General features: G+C 62.1%; 16 protein-coding genes. 9 read left to right on the forward strand and 7 right to left on the reverse strand.

The features are described 5' to 3' along the window. The first annotated feature begins 235 nt into the window (after window positions 1-235). The 3 genes from hemF (at window position 236) to ACYVGC_RS08585 (ending at window position 2,589) form a co-directional block, all read left to right on the forward strand. Window positions 236-1,138 (forward strand): oxygen-dependent coproporphyrinogen oxidase, encoded by a 903-nt coding sequence (gene hemF / locus ACYVGC_RS08575; protein WP_460583397.1) that lies wholly within the window; start codon window positions 236-238, stop codon window positions 1,136-1,138. Between the two features lie 116 nt (window positions 1,139-1,254). Further along, complete coding sequence (locus ACYVGC_RS08580) at window positions 1,255-1,854, forward strand: phosphatase PAP2 family protein (RefSeq protein ID WP_460583398.1); 600 nt, start codon at window positions 1,255-1,257, stop codon at window positions 1,852-1,854. A gap of 30 nt (window positions 1,855-1,884) precedes the next feature. Continuing rightward, window positions 1,885-2,589 (forward strand): hypothetical protein, encoded by a 705-nt coding sequence (locus ACYVGC_RS08585; protein ID WP_460583399.1) that lies wholly within the window; start codon window positions 1,885-1,887, stop codon window positions 2,587-2,589. Window positions 2,590-2,662: 73 nt separating this feature from the next. On the opposite strand, the gene ACYVGC_RS08590 is transcribed toward ACYVGC_RS08585, so the two are convergent. Both ACYVGC_RS08590 and ACYVGC_RS08595 read right to left on the reverse strand, forming a co-directional pair. Next, entirely contained in the window at window positions 2,663-3,280 is a 618-nt protein-coding gene (locus tag ACYVGC_RS08590; protein WP_460583400.1) for a riboflavin synthase, read from the reverse strand. A 246-nt stretch (window positions 3,281-3,526) separates the two neighbouring features. Further along, window positions 3,527-4,945: a sugar transferase gene (locus tag ACYVGC_RS08595; protein ID WP_460583401.1), complete on the reverse strand. Its 1,419-nt coding sequence runs from the start codon at window positions 4,943-4,945 to the stop codon at window positions 3,527-3,529. A gap of 197 nt (window positions 4,946-5,142) precedes the next feature. On the opposite strand from ACYVGC_RS08595, the gene ACYVGC_RS08600 reads away from it, so the two are divergent. The 5 genes from ACYVGC_RS08600 to ACYVGC_RS08620 all read left to right on the forward strand — a co-directional run bounded on the left by ACYVGC_RS08600 (window position 5,143) and on the right by ACYVGC_RS08620 (window position 10,934). Beyond that, window positions 5,143-5,814, forward strand: coding sequence for a protein-L-isoaspartate(D-aspartate) O-methyltransferase (locus ACYVGC_RS08600; protein WP_460583417.1), 672 nt, complete (start codon window positions 5,143-5,145; stop codon window positions 5,812-5,814). A 209-nt stretch (window positions 5,815-6,023) separates the two neighbouring features. Then, window positions 6,024-6,503: an acyl-CoA thioesterase gene (locus ACYVGC_RS08605; protein ID WP_460583418.1), complete on the forward strand. Its 480-nt coding sequence runs from the start codon at window positions 6,024-6,026 to the stop codon at window positions 6,501-6,503. Between the two features lie 12 nt (window positions 6,504-6,515). After that, the gene (locus ACYVGC_RS08610; RefSeq protein WP_460583402.1) at window positions 6,516-7,376 is read left to right on the forward strand and encodes a hypothetical protein; all 861 of its coding nucleotides are present in this window, start codon (window positions 6,516-6,518) and stop codon (window positions 7,374-7,376) included. A gap of 103 nt (window positions 7,377-7,479) precedes the next feature. Then, complete coding sequence (locus ACYVGC_RS08615; protein WP_460583403.1) at window positions 7,480-9,627, forward strand: glycoside hydrolase family 97 protein; 2,148 nt, start codon at window positions 7,480-7,482, stop codon at window positions 9,625-9,627. Window positions 9,628-9,734: 107 nt separating this feature from the next. Further along, window positions 9,735-10,934 carry a carboxypeptidase-like regulatory domain-containing protein gene (locus tag ACYVGC_RS08620; protein WP_460583404.1) on the forward strand — a complete coding sequence of 400 codons (1,200 nt, stop codon included), beginning with the start codon at window positions 9,735-9,737 and terminating at the stop codon, window positions 10,932-10,934. 206 nt (window positions 10,935-11,140) lie between these two features. On the opposite strand, the gene ACYVGC_RS08625 is transcribed toward ACYVGC_RS08620, so the two are convergent. The 4 genes from ACYVGC_RS08625 to ACYVGC_RS08640 form a co-directional block, all read right to left on the reverse strand. After that, a complete protein-coding gene (locus ACYVGC_RS08625) occupies window positions 11,141-12,265 on the reverse strand; it encodes a redoxin family protein (protein WP_460583405.1) in 1,125 nt (374 codons plus the stop codon). A gap of 106 nt (window positions 12,266-12,371) precedes the next feature. Continuing rightward, window positions 12,372-13,835 (reverse strand): Asp-tRNA(Asn)/Glu-tRNA(Gln) amidotransferase subunit GatB, encoded by a 1,464-nt coding sequence (gene gatB, locus ACYVGC_RS08630; protein ID WP_460583406.1) that lies wholly within the window; start codon window positions 13,833-13,835, stop codon window positions 12,372-12,374. Window positions 13,836-14,066: 231 nt separating this feature from the next. Beyond that, complete coding sequence (locus ACYVGC_RS08635) at window positions 14,067-15,722, reverse strand: OmpA family protein (RefSeq protein WP_460583407.1); 1,656 nt, start codon at window positions 15,720-15,722, stop codon at window positions 14,067-14,069. Between the two features lie 329 nt (window positions 15,723-16,051). Continuing rightward, window positions 16,052-16,996 carry an SPFH domain-containing protein gene (locus ACYVGC_RS08640; RefSeq protein ID WP_460583408.1) on the reverse strand — a complete coding sequence of 315 codons (945 nt, stop codon included), beginning with the start codon at window positions 16,994-16,996 and terminating at the stop codon, window positions 16,052-16,054. A 172-nt stretch (window positions 16,997-17,168) separates the two neighbouring features. On the opposite strand from ACYVGC_RS08640, the gene ACYVGC_RS08645 reads away from it, so the two are divergent. Continuing rightward, on the forward strand, window positions 17,169-19,004 hold the full coding sequence (locus ACYVGC_RS08645) for an SWIM zinc finger family protein (RefSeq protein ID WP_460583409.1): 1,836 nt from the start codon (window positions 17,169-17,171) through the stop codon (window positions 19,002-19,004). A gap of 118 nt (window positions 19,005-19,122) precedes the next feature. On the opposite strand, the gene ACYVGC_RS08650 is transcribed toward ACYVGC_RS08645, so the two are convergent. Continuing rightward, complete coding sequence (locus ACYVGC_RS08650; RefSeq protein ID WP_460583410.1) at window positions 19,123-19,560, reverse strand: helix-turn-helix transcriptional regulator; 438 nt, start codon at window positions 19,558-19,560, stop codon at window positions 19,123-19,125. Window positions 19,561-19,637 lie beyond the last annotated feature (77 nt).

The following is a 19,637-nucleotide window of genomic DNA, read 5'->3' on the forward strand; positions in this document are numbered from 1 at the left end:
GGGTGGGTAGAGCCAGTGGGGATGGTAAAATTACGCGTTCGCCCGACCTTTGTAAGGAAATGCTAACGCCTGGGGCGGGTTGTCATTGCGAGCACAACGCAGTGGAGCGCGGCACCCGAAGGACAGCGAAGCTAATCCTTCCTTGTCGCCCAGGGTTACTAATCCAATGTAAAAGGAAAGATTAGCTTCGCTCCACTGCGTTGCGCTCGCAATGACAACCGATTCTTACTCCACTATGTCCCTCACCCGCACCGCTATAACTACCTGGCTCCAGGATTTTCAAACCCGCCTTTGCGCCCAGCTCGAAGCCGCCGACGGCAGCGCCGTGCGCTTTGGGCAAGACGACTGGCAGCGGCCCGGCGGCGGCGGCGGCCACTCGCGGGTGTTTGAGGGCGGGGCTATTTTGGAAAAAGGCGGCGTAGGCTTTTCGGCCGTGGAGGGCGAGATGAGCGCCGCCGCTGCCCGGCAGTTGCACATGCCCGACCCGCATTTTTTTGCCACTGGCGTGAGCGTGGTGCTGCACCCGCGCAGCCCGCGGGTGCCCATCATCCACATGAATGTGCGCTACTTCGAGGCCGGCAACGGCGAGGCGTGGTTTGGCGGCGGCATCGACCTCACCCCCATTTACGTGGATGAAACGCAGGCCCAGCGCTTTCACCAGCGCCTAAAAGCCGCCTGCGATGCCCACAACCCGGCCTACTACGCCAAGTTTACGCGCTGGGCCGATGACTACTTCTACCTGCCCCACCGCCAGGAAACGCGTGGCGTGGGCGGTATTTTCTTCGACCGCCTGACGGTAGGTAAGGATGGCACGGCGGCCGAGCTGTTCAGCTTCGTGCAGGCTGTGGCCGAGGTGTTCGGGCCCTTCTACACCGAGCTAATGGCCGAAAACCACGCCCTGCCCTTCGGCGAGCGCGAGGAAGCCTGGCAAACCCTGCGCCGCAACCGCTACGCCGAATTCAACCTGGCCTTCGACCGCGGCACCCGCTTCGGCCTCGAAACCGGCGGCCGCACCGAGAGCATCCTCATGAGCCTGCCTCCCCGCTGCGGCTGGAGCTACAACCCCGCCCCGCCCGCCCCCGGCTCGCACGAGGCTTCTACGCTCGGCTGGCTGCGCAAGGGTGTGGAGTGGGTGTAGCAACGTAGCAGCCGGCTGTCATTGCGAGCCTGCGAAGCAATCGCACCCGCCCGATATCCGCACGCCTCGTTATTAGTGCGATTGCTTCGCAGGCTCGCAATGACAATTGTATTTTCATGTCCGTTTCTTCCCTTTTACACCTCCTCACCGACCTCGACCACCGGCTGCTACTGGCCATCAACCACGCCCGCACGCCGCTGCTGGACGCGGTGATGACGTTTGCGTCCCAGATTAAGGTCTGGTTTCCGTTTTACACGGTGCTGCTGGGCTGGCTCATCTACCATTTTCGCCGCCAGGCGCTGCTGCTACTGCCGCTGCTGGCCGCCACTGTGGCGCTGGCTGATAGCATTACGAGCCGCATTTTCAAGCCCTGGGCAGCCCGCCCCCGCCCCTGCCACGCCGCCGACCTGGCCACCCAGCTCTACCTGCCCGATGGATGCGGCGGGGCCTACGGCTTCATGTCGTCGCACGCCGCCAACGCGATGGGGCTCGCTGTCTTTCTGCTCTTTACGCTACCCGCCGGCCGCTTTCGCTCGCTTAAAGCGGGCGTGTTCGTCTGGGCCGCGGTGATTTCGTACAGCCGTGTGTATCTGGCGGCCCACTACCCCCTCGATGTACTGGGCGGCTGGCTGGTGGGCGCGGCGCTAGGCGCGGGCGCGGGCTGGGTGTTCCGGCGCTGGGATGGGCAGCAGTCGGTTGCAGCAACTCAGAATTAAGATTATCAGATTTAAACTGCAATTTGTAAAATGGAGTACCTCCAAAAGCTTGGGGTAGCTGAGTTAGAGCTGTGGGGCTTAGTCGGGGCCGACCTACATATGCTTCCTCAGCTCGCGGCTGTCCAAGTTCACTTAGCGTATCCTGGCTACCAATTCGTTGTTCATCTTGCCCCGCGTGAGCGAGGTAGGCAAATAGCTGCTTACTACCGGCAAGCCTACCAATATTTGGTGGCCTTGCTGCCGGTTATGTCTTTCACGCGCATAGGCTCGCGCAATAGGCCTACTGGCCTGACGGCCCACCTGCGATTATCCCAGCTGCCACCCCTCTTACAACAGTCGTTTGTGAGCGGGATAACTATCGAGAGCATTGAGGACCTGGTTCCTAGAGAGGTAGACCCGGAACCGTCTTTCTGGTGCATTCAGGCCCGGTTCGCTATTCAAATTGAGAACGCAACGAACGGAATGCAAACGTATGAGGACAGGTTGCTGGTGGTTAAAGCCTTCACCGAAGAGGAAGCACAGCAGAAATTACTGCCCGGCTTCGAGTCGTATGCGGAGCCTTATTTGAATGGCGCCGGCTTGCTGGTGCGCTGGCAATTTGAAGCTTTCACGAATAGCTATTGCCTTGATTTTCAATCAGCGGACGCATTTTTAAGCGCGCAAGGAGCGGAAGTATTCTCGACCCTACATAACCGGCGATTAAGGCCAGATGGAGAGTGGCATCCCGCAAAATAGCCGCTTAGCAGCAAATAAAAAGGGAAGCGACCTGTCCTGGCCACCTCCCCTTTACTAGCTCATTGGCAATCACTTACGCCGCTACGCTGGCAATAAGCCCCTGGCTGGCCAGCAGCTTGGCCACATACTTGCCCACGATGTCAAACTCCAGGTTGACCAGCTCGCCGGCTTGCAGCTGGTGAAAGCCAGTGTGCTCGTAGGTGTAGGGAATAATGGCCACCGAAAACTCCGTGTCGGTGCTCTCGAAACAGGTGAGGCTCACACCGTTGATGGTGATGGAGCCCTTCTCCACCGTGAGGCGCTGCGGGCCGGCCGCGTGCCGGAAGCGGAACAGCCAGGAGCCATCCTGGTCCTGCACGCGCAGGCACTCGGCGGTGGCATCGACGTGGCCCTGCACAATGTGGCCGTCGAAGCGCCCACCCGCGGCCAGGCAGCGCTCCAGGTTGAGGTGGCGGCCGGGTGCCCACTGGCCCAGGTTGGTCTTTTTCAGGGTTTCATCGATGGCCGTTACCACGTGGGTGCCCGCGGCTACGTCGAGCGCTACCACCGTGAGGCACACGCCGTCGTGGGCCACGCTCTGGTCGATTTTCAACTCGCCGGCGAAGGGCGACTGAATGGTGAAATGGCGGTTGGTGCCCTGGTTTTCGACGGCTACTACGGTGCCGACGGCTTCAATTATTCCGGTAAACATAAATCGCAGATTTAGACAGGTTGCGCAGATTTCGCTTATTCGAACGGCGCGCTATTGCTGGTAACTACCAGTAGCGTATGGTACTTGTTGAGAACAAAAAGCTTGTGGACATAGAGCCCTTGACACAAAGAAATAGTAGTTTGAGGCGAACGCTGACCAGCAAACAAGCTTGAACTAGCGTCAAGCGGGGCAAAACCGCGCCGTTCGAATCAGCGAAATCAGCGCAATCTGTCTAAATCTGCGATTTTATTTGCCCCGGCCTTCCAGAATGATTTTAAAGGTGTAGAGCAGCACCCGGAAGTCCATGGCCAGGCTCATGTTTTCGATGTAGAGGATGTCGAATTTCAGGCGCTCCACCATCTGGGCTACAGTTTCGGCGTAGCCGTATTTCACTTGGCCCAGGCTGGTGAGGCCGGGGCGCACACGGTGCAGGTGGCGGTAGTGGGGCGCGATTTTGACAATCTGGTCGATGAAGAACTGGCGTTCGGGGCGCGGCCCCACCAAGCTCATATCGCCCTTGATAACGTTCCAGAACTGCGGAAACTCGTCGAGCCGCACCTTGCGCATAAAGCGGCCCCACTTGGTGATGCGCGGGTCGTGGTCGGAGCTGAGCAGCGGCCCCTGCTTCTCCGAATCGACGTACATCGAGCGAAACTTGATAATATCGAACGGCACGCCGTGCCGACCAATGCGCGGCTGCCGGTAAAAAATGGGCCCCGGCGACGACGAGCGCACCATGAGCGCCGTGAACAGGTACACCGGCCAGGCCAGCAGCAAAAACACGCTGGAAGCCCCCACGTCGAGCATCCGCTTGAGCACCTGCTGCCACACGGGCAGCAAATCCTGCTTGATTTCGATGAGCGGCGTGCCAAATACGTGGTTGACTTTCACCGACCCCAGCAGCATCTGGTAGAGGTCGGGCAGCACGCTGATGCGTACTACCGAGCCCTCCAGCAAATTCAGAATTTCCTGAATGCGACGGTGCTCGCTCGGCTCAATGGCGATGATAACCTGCTCGATACCCAGGCTCTGAATCAGCTCGGGCAGCTGCTGGTACGAGCCGGCCGCGGGCAAGGCCTGGGCCAGCTCGGCCGCCACGGTAGTGCCCATCGGCGTGAACCCCACCAGCCGCAGCCCCAAGTGCCGCCCCGTGTGCTGTAAATCGGTGTAAGTGCTCAGCGCCAGCTGATTGGACCCCACCAGCAGCGTAGGAAAGGAGATATCACCCCGCCGCACCAGTTGCTGCACGCTACTTACGGCCCAGGTACGCAGCACCGCCGTGATGGCAAAATGCAACAGGTAATACGACCCAAACGTCTTGTAATACGCGTGGTAGTTGCTCACCCCCTGGTCGTCGAGCAACAGCGCAAAAAAGATGACGACCGCCCCCAGCAGCGACACGCGTGCTAGGCGGATAATCTCGCTCAGGCGCGATTTGCGAAAAATATCGCGGTACTCGCCCAGCAGCGCGTAGAGCGTGGTCCAGAATAGCGCCACCAGCACGGCTGCCCCCGCCAGGTACACCAGCGCATTCTCCGTGAAGCGGTAGTCCACTAACTCGCTCAGTAGGTATTTGCGCAGCAGAAAAAATACGACCCAGGCCAGCAACGCCGCGCCAAAGTCGGCCGCCACAAGCTTGATGTACTGAATTCGACGAAGCGACAAGGGGCGGGCCAGATGGGGTGTAATTTTGCAGCGGACCCCGCAAAAATAGACCAGTTACCTGGCTTTGCGGGTTATTTGTTCACCCTGCCATTCGATTAGGTAGGCCTTTAGCTACTCTCTCAGGCTGTTGCGGGTCACTAGGTTCAGCTTGCGCTTGCCTAATAGGCCCGTTTTTTTTCACTAAGCTGCTTTCCTTTATCCAACCTCTACCCGATTCATACCGCCACCGGGGCCAGCGCCGGGCCCTCATCACGCTGCTGCGCGAGCAGCGCAACATCCGCGACGAGCGCGTGCTGGCGGCCATCAACGCGGTGCCACGCCACTTGTTTTTTGAGCCCGCCTTCGAGGCCCACGCCTACCACGACAAGGCCTTTCCCATTGGCGAGGGCCAAACGATTTCGCAGCCCAGCACCGTGGCCTACCAAACCGAGCTGCTAGGTATTCGGCCCGGGCAGCAGCTATTGGAAGTGGGTACGGGTTCAGGCTATCAGTTCGCGGTGCTATGCCAGTTGGCTGATAATGTGCAAAGTATAGAATTCAACCACGTACTGTTTGAGCGCGGGCGGCAGCGGCTGGCGGCGCTGGGCCTGCCCACCGCGGGCCTGCACCTGGGCGATGGTTCGCTGGGCCTACCGGGCCACGCGCCCTTCGATGGCATCCTGGTTACGGCCGGTGCGCCGGGCTTGCCGCCGGCCCTGCTGCGGCAGCTGCGCATTGGCGGGCGGCTGGTGGTGCCGGTGGGCACCGCCGACCCCGGCCAGCAACAGCTGCTGCGCATCACCCGCGAGGGGCCCGAGTCGTATCTGCGCGAGGAGTTTGGCGACTGCCGCTTCGTGCCCCTGCTCGGCGCGGCCGGCTGGGCGGTTTAAGTGAAGGAGGTAGAAGTTGGCATGCATCCTTAGCAGCCTGACGCCTCCTTCTTCTAGCTTCTTCCTGCCGAAGACCTGCCTCTTGCCCCATTGCCACCGGCCGTACCTTTGCGCACCTTCCCACCCACCTCACTCTTCCTTTTTCATTGCCAATTCTTAATCCAACGAAAGTGCGCAAGCAACGCCCCGTCTCCGACTCGTTCGTCATCATGACCGAGCTGGTGCTCCCCAACGACACCAACACCCTCAACAACTTGATGGGCGGCCGCATGATGCACCTTATGGACATTGCCGCCGCCATCGCCGCCCAAAAGCACTCCAACCGCATCGTGGTGACGGCGTCGGTCGATAACGTATCGTTTCGCGACCCCATCCGCCTGGGCAACGTGGTGACGCTGCAAGCCCAGGTGACGCGCGCCTTCGCCTCCAGCATGGAGGTGCACATCGACGTGTGGGCCGAGGATATCCCCAGCGGCACCAAGCTCAAAACCAACGAGGCGTTCTTCACCTTCGTGGCCGTCGACCAGTCGGGCCGCCCCATCGACGTGCCCGAGGCCCTGCCCGAAACCGCCGAGGAAATCGCCCTTTACGACGGGGCTTTGCGCCGCCGGCAGCTGCGCCTAGTGCTCGCCGGCCGCATGAAGCCCAGCGATGCCGCCGAGCTAAAAGCTATGTTTGAACTGGCCTAACACCTCACATATATGACTGAGGACGAGCAAAGCGGCACCCTGGCCTTCCTGCAAAACTTCTACACCGGCGTTACGCTCTACATGCCCCACGAGGCTACCGAGCCGGCCGTGGAAGCCATCGCCGCATTGCCAGTTGTGGCCACCGCGCTACCCGCCCCAGTGGCTGCAAGTGTTGCGCCAGTGGCCGCCGCCTTGCCCCCGGCAACGCCGCCCCCAGCCATAACCAACCTACCCAGCTTACCTGCTCTACCCGGCAAATTGCCCTCGCTGGCCACGGTACTCCCGAGCCCAGTAGTGGCGCCAATAGCCAGGCCGGAGCCAGTACCGCCGACTGTGCTGGCGGCCCCGGTAACCCGGGCGGCGCCGGTGCCGCCGCCCGTAGCAGCGGCCCCGATGCCCCAGCCGGAGCCGGTAGCTCCGCCGGCCATCAAAGGCCCGGGCCCGGCCACCGACCCACCCGTAGCGCCTTACCTGCTCACAAAGTTTGCCACGCTGGGCAGCAATGCGCAGGGTGTAGTGCTGCTGGTACGCCTGCCGCCCGAGCAATTTCAGAAGTTGCCGCGCAATGTTTTTCTCAATAAGCTACTGCAAGCCATTCAGTTAGTGATGGCCGACGTGGTGCTGGTGAACGTGGAAGGCAACTACCCGGTGGCCTTGCAAAACCTGCGCAAGGAAATTGCCGCCACCCATATTCTGGCTTTCGGCAAAAACCTGCTCGACGTGGCCGTGCGCACCACCCAGATTTACGAGCCGGTGCAATTTCCGGCCGTGGGCCTCTCCTACCTGGCCGGGGCCGAAGTAGAGATGATTGAGTACGACGTGAGCCTCAAGAAGCGCCTGTGGGGCGGCTTGCAGCGCATGTTTTTGGGCTAGCTGCTTGCTGGTAGCTCTTTGCTAATGCACCCGGGCAGCGCCGATAGCGCGCCGCGCAAGCACCATACATAAGTTATTATCAGTCTATTACATTTCCCATCCAATGAACCTATCCTTCCCCACCCACTGGCGGCCTGCTCCTCTCGCACTAACGCTGCTTTGCCTCTCTTTGCTGGGCCTGCGCGCGCAGGCCGAGGAGATTAAGTCGCCCAATAACCAGCTCACGCTCAATTTTACGCTGCAAGCCGGCGGGGTGCCCACTTACAGCCTCACGTACAAGGGCCGGCCGGTTATCAAAACCAGCAAGCTGGGCCTAGACCTCAAGCAGGGGCCGGGCCTGACCAGCGGCTTTGCCGTGGCTGATGCCAAGAAAACGACGTTTGACCAAAGCTGGCAGCCGGTGTGGGGTGAGGTTAAAACCATCCGCAACCATTACAACGAGCTGACTGTCACGCTTACGCAGGCCGCCACCAAGCGCACCATGCTGGTACACTTCCGGGTGTTCGACGACGGGCTGGGCTTTCGCTACGACTTCCCCAAGCAGCCCGAGCTGGCTTACTTCGTGGTGAAGGAGGAGCGCACGCAGTTTGCCCTGGCCGGCGACCACAAGGCCTTCTGGCTGCCCGGCGACTACGACACGCAGGAGTACAGCACCACCACCTCGAAGCTGTCGGAGGTGCGCGGCCTGATGAAAAAGGCCGTGACGCCCAACGCCTCGCAAACCACGTTTTCGCCCACCGGCCTGCAAACGCCCCTCATGCTCAAGAGCCCCGACGGGCTGTACATCAACCTGCACGAGGCGGCGCTGATTGACTATTCGACCATGTCGCTGGAGCTGGACGATAAGAATATGGTGCTCGAATCGCACCTCACGCCCGACGCGCAGGGCAACAAAGGCTACCTCCAAACGCCCTGCCTGTCGCCCTGGCGCACGGTGATTGTGAGCGATAAAGCCGGCGATATTCTGGAGTCGAAGCTGGTGCTCAACCTCAACGAACCCACTAAATACCAGGATGTTTCGTGGATTAAGCCTACCAAATACGTGGGCGTGTGGTGGGAGATGATTACCGGCAAAAGCACGTGGTCGTACACCAACGGCGGCAACATCAAGCTGGACTCCACCAACTACGCCAAGGTCAAGCCCAACGGCACGCACGCCGCCAACACGGCCCACGTGAAGGAGTACATCGACTTCGCGGCCCAGCACCACCTCGACGCCGTGCTGGTGGAGGGCTGGAACACCGGCTGGGAAGACTGGTTTGGCCAGAGCAAGGACTACGTGTTTGACTTCGTGACGCCCTACCCCGACTTTGATGTGCAGGAGCTGCACCGCTACGCGGCCGGCAAAGGCATCAAAATTATCATGCACCACGAAACCAGCGGCTCGGTGCGCAACTACGAGCGCCACCTCGATAAAGCCTATAAATTCATGGCTGATAACGGCTACAGTGCCGTGAAAAGCGGCTACGTGGGCGACATTCTGCCGCACGGCGAACACCATTACGGTCAGTGGATTAACAACCACTACCTCTACACCATCACGGAGGCGGCCAAGTATAAAATCATGGTGAACGCCCACGAGGCCGTGCGCCCCACCGGCCTGGCCCGCACCTACCCCAACCTCATCGGCAACGAGGCGGCCCGCGGCACCGAGTATGAGGCCTTCGGGGGCAACAACGTGGACCATACCACCATTCTGCCCTTTACCCGCCTCATCGGCGGGCCGATGGACTACACGCCTGGCATTTTTCAGACGAAAGTCAGTGCCTACAATCCCAGCAATAAGTCCTTTGTGCACAGCACCTTGGCCCGGCAGCTAGCCCTGTACGTGACGATGTACTCGCCCCTGCAAATGGCGGCCGACTTACCCGAAACCTACAACAAGTTTCTCGACGCCTTCCAGTTTATCGAAGACGTGGCCGTGGACTGGGACGACAGCCACGTGCTCGAAGCCGAGCCCGGCGACTACATCACCATCGCTCGCAAGGCCAAGGGCAAGAGCAGCTGGTTTGTGGGCAGCACCTGCGATGAGCAGGGCCGCACCTCGGCCATTAGCCTGAGCTTTCTCGACCCCGGCAAGCAGTACACGGCCACCATCTACGCCGATGGCAAGAACGCCCACTACGAAAAAAACCCGCAGGCCTACGCTATCCGCACCGTGAAAGTGACCAGCGCGTCGAAGCTGACGCAGTACTGCGCCCCAGGCGGCGGCTACGCCATTAGCATCCATGAGGGGAACGCGGCGCGCTAATAGTCAGGCGTTAACGGCTTATTAACTTATAAGCGGCGCAAACATACGAAACTCCCGTAGTAGTACGAATTATTCGTACTACTACGGGAGTTTCGTATGTTTGCGCCGTGCTTCTACTCCGAATTCTTCTTTTGCAGCTGCTGTGCGCGTTGTCTGCAGCAGCGCAGGTTACCATCAGCGGCACGGTGCGCGACTCGCTCACGCGCCAGCCGCTGCCGTTTGCCAGCGTGTTTCTGGCCAATACTACGCGCGGGGCCACTACCGATGCGCAGGGCCACTACGCGCTGACGGGCGTGCCAGCGGGGCATTATGAGCTGGCAGCCACTTATTTAGGGTATCAGCTTCGGCAGCGGGCCCTTGTAGTCGCCGCGGGGGCTGTCGGGCCCTTCGACATGGCACTGCCGCCCGCCGCCCAGCAGCTGGCCGAAGTGGTGGTACGCCCCAACCCGCACCGGGCCGCCGACTACCAGCGCTTCCTGGAGCTGTTCCTAGGCACCTCCACCCTAGCCAAGCAGTGCCGGGTACGCAACCCTGATGCCGTGCAAATTGACTACGACCCGGAGCGCAACGTGCTCACGGCCAGCGCACCCCATGCCCTCGAAGTAGACAACCCGGCGCTGGGCTACCGCCTCATTTTCTACGACCTCGACTTCCAGGCCAATTTTGCCCGCGACGAGCAAACCGTGACTTCGCTCAGCCACCTTGCCTTTCGGGAGCTACCGGGCGGCACCGCCCGGCAGCGGCGCTGGGCTGCCAACCGGCAGCGCGCCTACGCGGGCTCGCTGCTGCACTTTTTGCGTAGCGTACACGCCAACCAAGTAGCGGAGGCGGGCTTCGAGGTGCAGCGCCTGCGGCGCGTGCCCAACCGCCGCTGGGCCCGGGCCGACAGCGTGCGCCGCCTCACGTTGGCAGCGGGGCAGCTAACCGGCCAAGTCAGCCTGCCCGATTCCATCTGGCAAGCGTTGAAGCAGCCACGCGTGCTTAACTACCTGTTTGCGCCATTATTGCCACCCGCCGGTTATCGCCGGGCCGCCGCCGGCCGGGTGTGGCTCCGCTTCCCCGACCTACTGGCCGTGACCTACCTACGAGCCAAGCCCGATGCCAACTACCACCAGCTCAGCCTCACACTCACGCCGGGGCGCGAGCAGGCATCAGTATTACACCTCACCCAAAATACTGAGGCCGAGCTAGATGCCATCGGCACCCCCACCGACCCGCTCGCACTACTCAGTGAGGGATACTGGGGCTTTATGCAGATGGGCGACCTGTTGCCGCTAGACTACCAGCCCCCGCCCGCTACCAAGTAGCGCAACTTGCCAGTAGCGCGACGCTTCCGCTTCGTGCGCGAGCACAGCGAGCAGCTCGCACCTCGGGTCGTGCGGTACCGCCTGCTCGCTATGCTCGCGCACGAGGCGGAAGCGTCGCGCTACGTCCGAACAGCCCAAAAAAGGGACGTCCGGCAATGCCGGACGTCCCTTTTTATAGTAAAGCCAATAAGCTACGGCCGCAAACCTTACTTCAGCACCTCCGCCAGCTTAGCCTCCAGGGCGGGACCGCGCAGGTTTTTGCCGATGATTTTGCCGTTGGGGTCGAGCAGGAACGAGGCCGGGATGGACTGCACGCCGTAAGCAGCGGCGGCGGCGTTGTTCCACTTTTTGAGGTCCGACACGTGGTTGGGCCACAGCAGGCCGTCGGCGGCGATGGCCTTGGTCCAACGGTCCTTATCGTCGTCCAGCGACACGCTGAACACCGTGAAGCCCTTGCCCTTATCCTTGAACTGGTTGTAGGCTTTGACGACGTTCGGGTTTTCCTGTCGGCAGGGGCCGCACCAGCTGGCCCAGAAATCAACGAGCACGTACTTACCACGCATACCCTTGAGCGACAAGTTTTTACCATCGGGCGTAGCCAGGTTGATTTCGGGCGCGGCCGTGCCAATGGCCGTGGCCCGCAGCGGCTCCAGGCGCTCGCTCAGCGCCTGGGTGAAGGGCGAGCCGGGCTGCGTTTTGCGCTGAATGCCGGCGATAGAATCGGCAAAAGCGAAGTCGTCGTCGGGGTTCACGAAGCTGAGCGTGGCGAAGCCCGCCGCCACCGAGCCCGCATTGCGCCGAATAACGGCCTTGGCCCGGTTGGCCGTGGCGCGCTGCAACACGTTGTATTTCTGCTCGATAATGGCGAGCGAATCCTTTTGGCCGGCCGAGCCAGCGGCATTGTAGCGCTGGCCCAGGCGCTCCATTTGGCCGCGGCTGGCGTTCATGGTGCGCGTCAGCTGCTGAATGACTTCCGAGTCTTTCGAACCCTTCACCATGTAGCTGGATGCCAGGCTTTTCGCGTCGCCCGAGAGGGTAAGGCGCGTCTTGTTGTCAAGCACCAGCAGCACCTGGTTGGGCTCGTCTACCTTAAGCTGGTACACGGCCGCCGTCACGGGCAGCGTACCCTTGAACGTGAACTTGCCTTGGGCATCGGTTTTGGCCGTGCCGCGCTCTACAAACTGGCTGCTGGTTAGCTCCGAAAGGTGGAGCGTGGTGCCGGCCGGCAGGTTGCGCAGCTGGCCGTTGATTTCGTACCCTTCGGCGGCGCTGGCGTTCTGGCAGGCGTTGGTGAGGCCGAGTAGCGCGACGGCAACGAGGGTAGGTTTCATAAAGGAGGTCATTGACAAAGAATAAAAACGCCATCGGCCGCAGCTGGCAGCTGCCGCACAAAGCTAAAAACGGGCCAACTGGTTCCGCAGCAGCCCTTTTTGCCGGCTAGCCGTCGAGGCCCTGCCGCAGCAGCTGGTTGGCTAGTTTGGGGTCGGCCTTGCCGCTGGTCAGCTTCATGAGCTCGCCCATAAACATGCCGGTGAGCGACTTTTTGCCGGCGCGGTACTCGGCTACTTTGGCGGGGTTGGCGGCCAGCACTTGTTGCACCAGCGCCTCCAGCTCGCCGGCATCGGCCTTGGTGAGTAGGCCCAGCTCGTCGGCCGCGCCGGTGGCGTTGGCCTGCGGGTGGTCGAGCAGGTAGGGGAACAGCTGCTTGCTGGCCACTGAGTAGTTGATTTTACCAGCTTCGATGAGCTCGATGATGCCGGCCAGCTGGCCGGGGTCGAGCGGGAAGTCGTTGATTTCCAGGGCCCGCTCGTTAAGGTATGACTTCACGGGGCCCATTATCCAGTTGGCGGCGGCTTTGGCGCTGGCCGGGGGCATCAGGCGGGCCAGGTCGTCGAAGTACTGGGCCACTTCCTTCTGGTCGATGAGCACGTTAGCGTCGTAGTCGCTCAAGCCCAGCTCGCCCGTGAAGCGGGCGTAGAGCTGCTGCGGCAGGGCCGGCAGCTCGGCCTGCACGCGGTGCAGCCAGGCATCGTCGATGATGAGCGGCGGCAGGTCGGGCTCGGGGAAATAGCGGTAGTCGTTCAGCGTCTCCTTCGAGCGCTGGCCGTTGGTGGTGCCGCTGGCCGCGTCGAAGCCCCGGGTTTCGGAATCTACCTCGCTCCCGGCTTCCAGAATCTGAATCTGCCGAACTACCTCGTGCTCAATGGCGCGCTGCACGTTGCGGAAGGAGTTCATGTTCTTGACCTCCACCTTCGTACCGTACTCGGTAGCACCTTTTTTCATCACGCTCACGTTGGCATCGCAACGCAACGAGCCTTCCTCCATGTTGCCGTCGCAGATGCCCAGGTACTCGACCAGCTTCTTGATTTCGGCCAGATAGGCGTAGGCTTCCTCCTCGGTGCGGATATCGGGCTCGCTCACGATTTCGATGAGCGGCACGCCGGCGCGGTTGAGGTCCACGAGGGTTTCCGTTTCGCCGGCCAAGTGCATCGACTTACCCGCGTCTTCCTCCATGTGAATGCGGGTGATGCCAATGCGGCGCGTGCTGCCATCGGCGAGCCGGATATCGAGGTGGCCGCCGTAGCAAATCGGCGTTTTGTCCTGCGTAATCTGGTAGCCCTTGGGTAGGTCGGGGTAAAAGTAATTTTTGCGCGCAAACAGGTTCTCGCGCTGAATCTGGCAGTTGGTGGCCAGGCCCATTTTCAGGGCAAAGTCCACGGCCGTGCGGTTCACGCGGGGCAGCGTGCCGGGGTGGCCCAGGGTAATGACCGAGAGGTTGGTGTTGGGCAGCGAGCCGTACTCATTCTCATCGGAAGAATACATTTTGCTGTGCGTCAGCAGCTGCGCGTGTACTTCGAGCCCGATAACGGGCTGGTAGCTGGCAAGGAGAGCGTCGTCCATAAGAGCAAAGTTGGCGGCCACGACCGTTGTCGTCGCAACCGGGCTGCAAGTTAAAGCCGATTCGGTGCGCCGTGGTTTGCCGGGCGCCCCAAGAAACGGCCCCGCTCCTACCTAACCGCGTTAACGTAGCGCAGATTTGGTAGTCCGCGCTAGCATCCGACCCATAAAAAAAGCAGCCCGCTCAACGTGAGCGGGCTGCTTTTCAAACTAGCCAGAAGGCTTAACGAGTGCTTACTTCTTCTTGCGCACGACAGCTTTCTTCTTAGCGGGCGCTTTTTTGGCAGCGCCTTTGGCTTTGGCAGCGGCGGCTTTCACCTCAGCTTCCGAAGGCTCGGGCGGGGCGGCACCGTACTTCACTTCGGCCGAGTTGGGCTCGCCGGTGAGGAAGGGGTCAAAATCCACGCGGCGGTTCAGGGCCTGGCCAGCAGGCTTGGCATTGTCGGCAATGGGCTTGGTTTCGCCATAGCCACGGCTCTCAATGCGGTCGGCGGGGATGCCCTTGCTCAGCATGTAAGCACGGGCCGAAGCGGCGCGCTCGTAGCTCAAACGCAGGTTGTAGTCGTCGGCGCCTTTGCTGTCGGTGTGGCCGGCAATGCTGAGCGAGTAGTCGGGGTACTCGTTCAGAATCTGCACCATCTGTTGCAATTTCGGGTACGAGGTGGGCTTCAGCGTGGCCTTGTCGAAGTCGAATTGGATGTACTTGGTGGCTTCAGTCAGGATTTTCTTCTGCTCCGCCTTAATCTCGGGGCAGCCTTTGTTACTGGCGGGGCCGGCGCGGTCGGGGCAGCGGTCCATGTAGTCGGGCACACCGTCGCCGTCGCGGTCAAGCGGGCAGCCGTTGGCGTCTACTTGGGCACCAGCGGGGGTGTCGGGGCACTTGTCGAGGTAGTCGGGTACTTTGTCGCCGTCGGCGTCGAGCGGGCAGCCCGAGGCGTCCACTTTCACGCCGGCGGGCGTGTTGGGGCAACGGTCGTCGGCATCAGCTACGCCGTCGCCATCGCTGTCGGGGCAGCCTTGCAGGGCCGCGAGGCCCTTCACGTCGGGGCACTTGTCGAGGTAGTCGGCTACGCCGTCGCCATCGGTGTCGAGGGGGCAACCGGCTTCGTCCACTTTCACGCCAGCAGGCGTGTCGGGGCACTTGTCCTTGCGGTCAGGCACGCCATCACCGTCGGTGTCTTTGGCCTTGCCAAAGTTGGCGGTAAGGCCCGCCGAGAACTGCATGTAGCGGTCGTACTGGTTGAAGAAGCCATCGTCGCTCGAGTTGCCCCCCACACCATCGAGGCGGTTATCGTCGCGGTCGAGGTAGTGCTGGCCAGCCTGGGCAAACATGCTGAAGCCCGGCGTGATGCGGAACGTGAGGCCCAAAGCCGCCTGGCCATCAAACGCGCCGTAGTTGGAGGCGTTGCTGTTGGCGTTGGAATAGTTGGCGTAGCGCTGGGTATAAATGTACGCGTAGCCCGGCTGCAACAGAATATAAGGCTGAATAACAGCATCTTCCTTCAGCGCCCAGCCGTTGTTCAGCTTGAACTTGAAGCCCAGGCCAAACGTGCTGATGTTGGCGTAGAAGCGGCGGCCCGAAGCCGCACCCGTGCCATTGTTGATGAAGGTGAACGTGTTCTCTTTGCCAGGGTAGCGCAAGGTGCTCTGGTTGGCCGACAGGTTGATGTCGATGCCTTTGGTCACGTAGCGGCTCAGGGTGAGGCCGCCGCCGTAGGTGAGGTTGTGGGCATCCCAGAAGCTGCTGCCCAGGTCGCCCCGGTATTGCAGCGTAGTAGCGTAGCCGCTCACGCCCCACTTGCGGTCGGCGTTTTGAGCTTGGCTGCGCGGCGCGGCGGCCAACACGGCAGCCCCGCTCAGCAGCGCGGTTTTGAATAGGAGGTGCTTCATATAAGAAGAAAAAGTGAAAGCCGGGAAACGGTCGGTCCCAGAGAAAGGAAGCTGGTTGATAAAGACTTAGCAGCGGCTACCAGCCGCGTGCGAGGCCTAACACTACGAAAATCAAAAGCTCATGGATGAGGAGCGGCCTGGCCGGCGGGCCACCCAGCGGGCGGTGGCAGCACGCACAGCTTGGAGGCAGCGCGGCACAGGGAAGAAGCGAGGGCGAAACAAAACAGGCTGCTTCATCTGAAACAGCCTGTTTTATTTCGCCGCAAAGATACGCGCGCGGCCTTGTTCCAGTTCTTTTTAAGCCACTGGCTGCCGATAGCAACAATTTCTTAACGCGCCACCGGAGCCTGGCCAGCGGCCGGGCGGTCAAGGTGCTGCATGGCCAGCATCTGCTTCATATTCTTTTCCAGGCCTTCGTTGGAGCCGTCAAGGAAGATGACGTTGCCTTTGCCCTGCTCGGCAAAGTGCTTGATGGCCTCCGTCCACATGGAGAAGTATACCAGGCTGGGGTCCAGGTTATTATCGGCCAGCTCCTGCACGGCGTGGGCCATGCCCTTCGTGACTTCTTCGCGGAACAGCGCCACGCCCTGACCGCGCAGCTGGGCGGCAATCTTCTCGGCCTCAGCCGATATTTTGATGGCGTTGCCCTCGGCTTCGGCGGCCTTGGTTTTGGTGATGAGTAGCGCCTGGCCTTCGTTTTCGGCGGCAGCTTTTAAGTTACTACTAGCCACCACTTTAGCCATCGAGCGCATAATTTCCTCGTCGAAGGCTATGTCGTTGAGTTGCAAGTCGATGAGGTGGTAGCCCCAGCTTTCGAGCGTCTCGTCGAGCTGGTCCTTCACGTGCAGCACAATTTCGCCGCGCAAACTCAATACTGCCGCCTGGCGCTGGGTGGCCACGAAGGCCCGAATACTGCCCTCCACGGTGCGGATGAGCGCCTGCATGAGGCTACGCTCGTCCACAAACTTGAAGGCGACCCGCTTGATGGCCTCCTCGCTTTGGTCGAAGACGGCGTACACCAGCATGGCCTTGAAATTGACGTTGGCTTGGTCAATGGTAATGGCCTGAAACTCAAGCTCCAGCGAGCGACTCTGGATGGAGATGCGCTTGTACACGTTCTCGATAAAGGGCAGCTTGAAGTTGAGGCCCGGCATCATCACGCGCCGGTATTTGCCAAAAACTGTGACCACCGCCACCGTGCCCTGCGGCACAATGACGTAGCTCAGGAAGAGGGTGAGCAGCACGAGGCCGAATAAAATCAGCGAATAGCTCATGGGAAGCAGGCGTTTAGCGCGCCAAAAAAGGTGAGGTAACTACCGAACCGGCCGGCAAGGTACGGGCTGGGCCGGCAGTTCAGAATGGTTTATCGCCGGGGTGGGTAGGGCATTACAGGGAGCGCGGGCCGTGCCGTTATTTTTGCCGGCCGGCCCACGTACTTCGCCGCCTATGCTCACCCGCCAGACCCTGCGCCGCCTTGCCAACGCCAACAGCTTCGAGCGGAGCGAAACGCTTTACGACGAAGGCCAGGTGGAAAAGCTGCGCCGCGAGGGCGAGGCCTTCGCGGCCACCGTGCGGGGCAGCCGGCCCTACCGCGTGGGGCTGCGCCTGGCGGCGGCCGGGCCCAAGTTTAGCTGCAACTGCCCATATGCCTTCGACGGCATCTGCAAGCATAAGGTGGCGTTGGGCTTGGCCGTGCTGGAGACCTACGACGGGGGCCAGCTCAGTTCCGCGCCTGCCCAAAGCCCCACCGCCGCCCTGGCTGGCAACACCTTGGCGGCGGCCGTAAAAACTGCCTGGGGTGACCGCAGGAAGGGCGACCGGCTGCGTTTTCTCAAGCAGGCCCTGGCCAAAAACGAGGACCTGGCCCGGCAGTTTCTGGCCTTTGGCCAACCGGCGGCCCCCACCGAAGCCACGCCAACCCGTCTGCTCACCGGCCTGCCCGCGCGCCTCACCGACACGCTCCTGACGCTGGAGTTTGACGAGGATATGTGGGAAACCAGCGATTCTTATTACGAAGAGGACGAGGGCGATGGCTTGCAGGAAGCGGCCGATGAGCTGCTGCGCGAAGCCCTGGGCCCCTTCGCGGCCGAGCTACTGGGGCTGGCGCGGGGCGGACAGCTCACGCTGGCCCTGCGCTACTGGGCCACGGCCTGCGCGGCCATTTACCAGGTAGAGGAGCCGGCCAGCGACGATTTTGGCTTGTTTGGCGACTACGGCGAGGATGCCCTGCACCAGTGGCACGGCGTGCTGACCACCGCCGGCTGGCCCGACGCGCTGCTCACGGCCGTGCTGCCGCCCACCGAGCTGCCGGCCGGCCTGGCCTGGCTGGAGCAGCACCTGGCCAACCCGCCCGCCCGCTGGCCGAGCTTCGAAGCCAGCTGGCAGCCGCTGCTGCTGGCCCTGGCCGCCGATGCCACCGCGGCCCCGCAGCTAGCCCCGCTACTCGCCGCCCCGGTTCTCAGCCCCACTGCCAAAACCCGCCTGCGCCTGCAAGCCGCCCAAACCCTGGCCGACGACGCGGCCTGGGCCGCCACCGCCGAAACCCTGCTACCCACCGATGCCGCCGTGGCCCAGCAGCTGCTGCACTACTACACCAGCCAGGCCGACCTGCCCGCCCAGCTGCGCACCGCCGCCACGGCCTTCGCTACCTGGCCCGACCAGTTTGCCGACTACATCCTGCGCACCTTCGCCGCCGGCCAGGCCCCCGACCTCGCCCGCGCCGCCCTGCGCTACCGCGCCCTGGCCAACCATAGCCTCCCCGATTTTGACGCCCTGCACCCACTGCTGACAGCCGGCGCAGTAACTGATTTTGTGCACGAAGCCGTGGCCGCCGCCCAGGCCCGGCGCGGCAGCGTAGCCTTCGCCGCCGACCTGCTGGCCCGCACTCAGGATGCGGCCGGCCTGCGCGCCTTCGTGCTGGGCCTGGAGTGGCTGAGCGTGAGCCCGCCCTATCACGTCGAAATAGCGATGAGTCGCCTGGCCGAAGCCGACCCCACCCCCCTGATGCGGGAGCTGGAAACCCGCCTTCCCGCTTACCTGCACGGCCGCGCTCAGGCCAAGCGCGGGGCATTTCTCTACGAGCGCATCGGCCGCTGGCTCGTCACGATGCGCAGCACCGCCCCCCGCCTCGCCGAGCCCGTGCTGCGCCTGGCCCAGGAGCTACGCACGGAGTTTCCGACCCTGCACGGCCTGCGCGATGTGCTGCACCGCGAGGGCCTGCTAGTGACGGCGGCGCCGATTACGGAGGTGAAGAAAGCCGGGCGCAAACCAAAGAAGAACTAGCTAACCCAAGTTGCGAGCTACGCTTGGCCGGTCCGCCGGCGCTAGCTGGCCAACCGGCCAAGCGGCCTCGCCAGCTGAAACTTGCCAGTGCGGCACGCTACGCCGCAACTTAGGTTAGCTACGCGTAGTGCGCGGCGGCTGCCCGCAGCCGTGTGCCTATGCGCTCGCGCAGGCTGGCCGGCGCTAGCACCTCCACGTCGTCGCCGAAGCTGAGGAGCAGCGTTTCCAACTCAGGCGTGGGCACTACGCGTAGGGTAATGGTCAGTATATCGGCTGTTTCGGCCAGCACTTGCTGGCTGGGGTGCAGGGGCTTGGTACGCACGTACTGCCCGCGCCCGGCGCGAAATTGCAGCTGTACCAACTCGGGCACGCTGCTTTCGGCGGGCACCGACACGCCTACCACGTCGGCGAAGCGGCTGGCCAGGCTGGCGGGTGGCGGCAGGTAGGGCTCGCTGCTTGCCGCCAGGCTTTCGATACGGTCCAGGGCGTAGTTGCTCAGGCCGGGGCGGCCCGTGCCTTCTCCAATCAGAAGGCAGCGGTGGTTGAACTGCTTCATTAAGAGGGTGTTAGGGAATTAAGCAGGCGCTAAGCGGTTGAGGCACATGGTCATGTTGGCAATGAGCAGCCAGGCTT

Source organism: Hymenobacter arcticus (assembly GCF_054779975.1).

Bases quoted from the DNA above. Each gene is read 5' to 3' on its own strand.
- hemF (WP_460583397.1), top strand. From the start codon at position 236: ATGTCCCTCACCCGCACCGCTATAACTACCTGGCTCCAGGATTTTCAA.
- ACYVGC_RS08635 (WP_460583407.1), bottom strand. From the start codon at position 15,722: ATGAAGCACCTCCTATTCAAAACCGCGCTGCTGAGCGGGGCTGCCGTG.
- ACYVGC_RS08590 (WP_460583400.1), bottom strand. From the start codon at position 3,280: ATGTTTACCGGAATAATTGAAGCCGTCGGCACCGTAGTAGCCGTCGAA.
- ACYVGC_RS08615 (WP_460583403.1), top strand. From the start codon at position 7,480: ATGAACCTATCCTTCCCCACCCACTGGCGGCCTGCTCCTCTCGCACTA.
- ACYVGC_RS08640 (WP_460583408.1), bottom strand. From the start codon at position 16,996: ATGAGCTATTCGCTGATTTTATTCGGCCTCGTGCTGCTCACCCTCTTC.
- ACYVGC_RS08605 (WP_460583418.1), top strand. From the start codon at position 6,024: ATGACCGAGCTGGTGCTCCCCAACGACACCAACACCCTCAACAACTTG.
- ACYVGC_RS08650 (WP_460583410.1), bottom strand. From the start codon at position 19,560: ATGAAGCAGTTCAACCACCGCTGCCTTCTGATTGGAGAAGGCACGGGC.
- ACYVGC_RS08645 (WP_460583409.1), top strand. From the start codon at position 17,169: ATGCTCACCCGCCAGACCCTGCGCCGCCTTGCCAACGCCAACAGCTTC.
- gatB (WP_460583406.1), bottom strand. From the start codon at position 13,835: ATGGACGACGCTCTCCTTGCCAGCTACCAGCCCGTTATCGGGCTCGAA.
- ACYVGC_RS08580 (WP_460583398.1), top strand. From the start codon at position 1,255: ATGTCCGTTTCTTCCCTTTTACACCTCCTCACCGACCTCGACCACCGG.
- ACYVGC_RS08610 (WP_460583402.1), top strand. From the start codon at position 6,516: ATGACTGAGGACGAGCAAAGCGGCACCCTGGCCTTCCTGCAAAACTTC.
- ACYVGC_RS08625 (WP_460583405.1), bottom strand. From the start codon at position 12,265: ATGAAACCTACCCTCGTTGCCGTCGCGCTACTCGGCCTCACCAACGCC.
- ACYVGC_RS08585 (WP_460583399.1), top strand. From the start codon at position 1,885: ATGGAGTACCTCCAAAAGCTTGGGGTAGCTGAGTTAGAGCTGTGGGGC.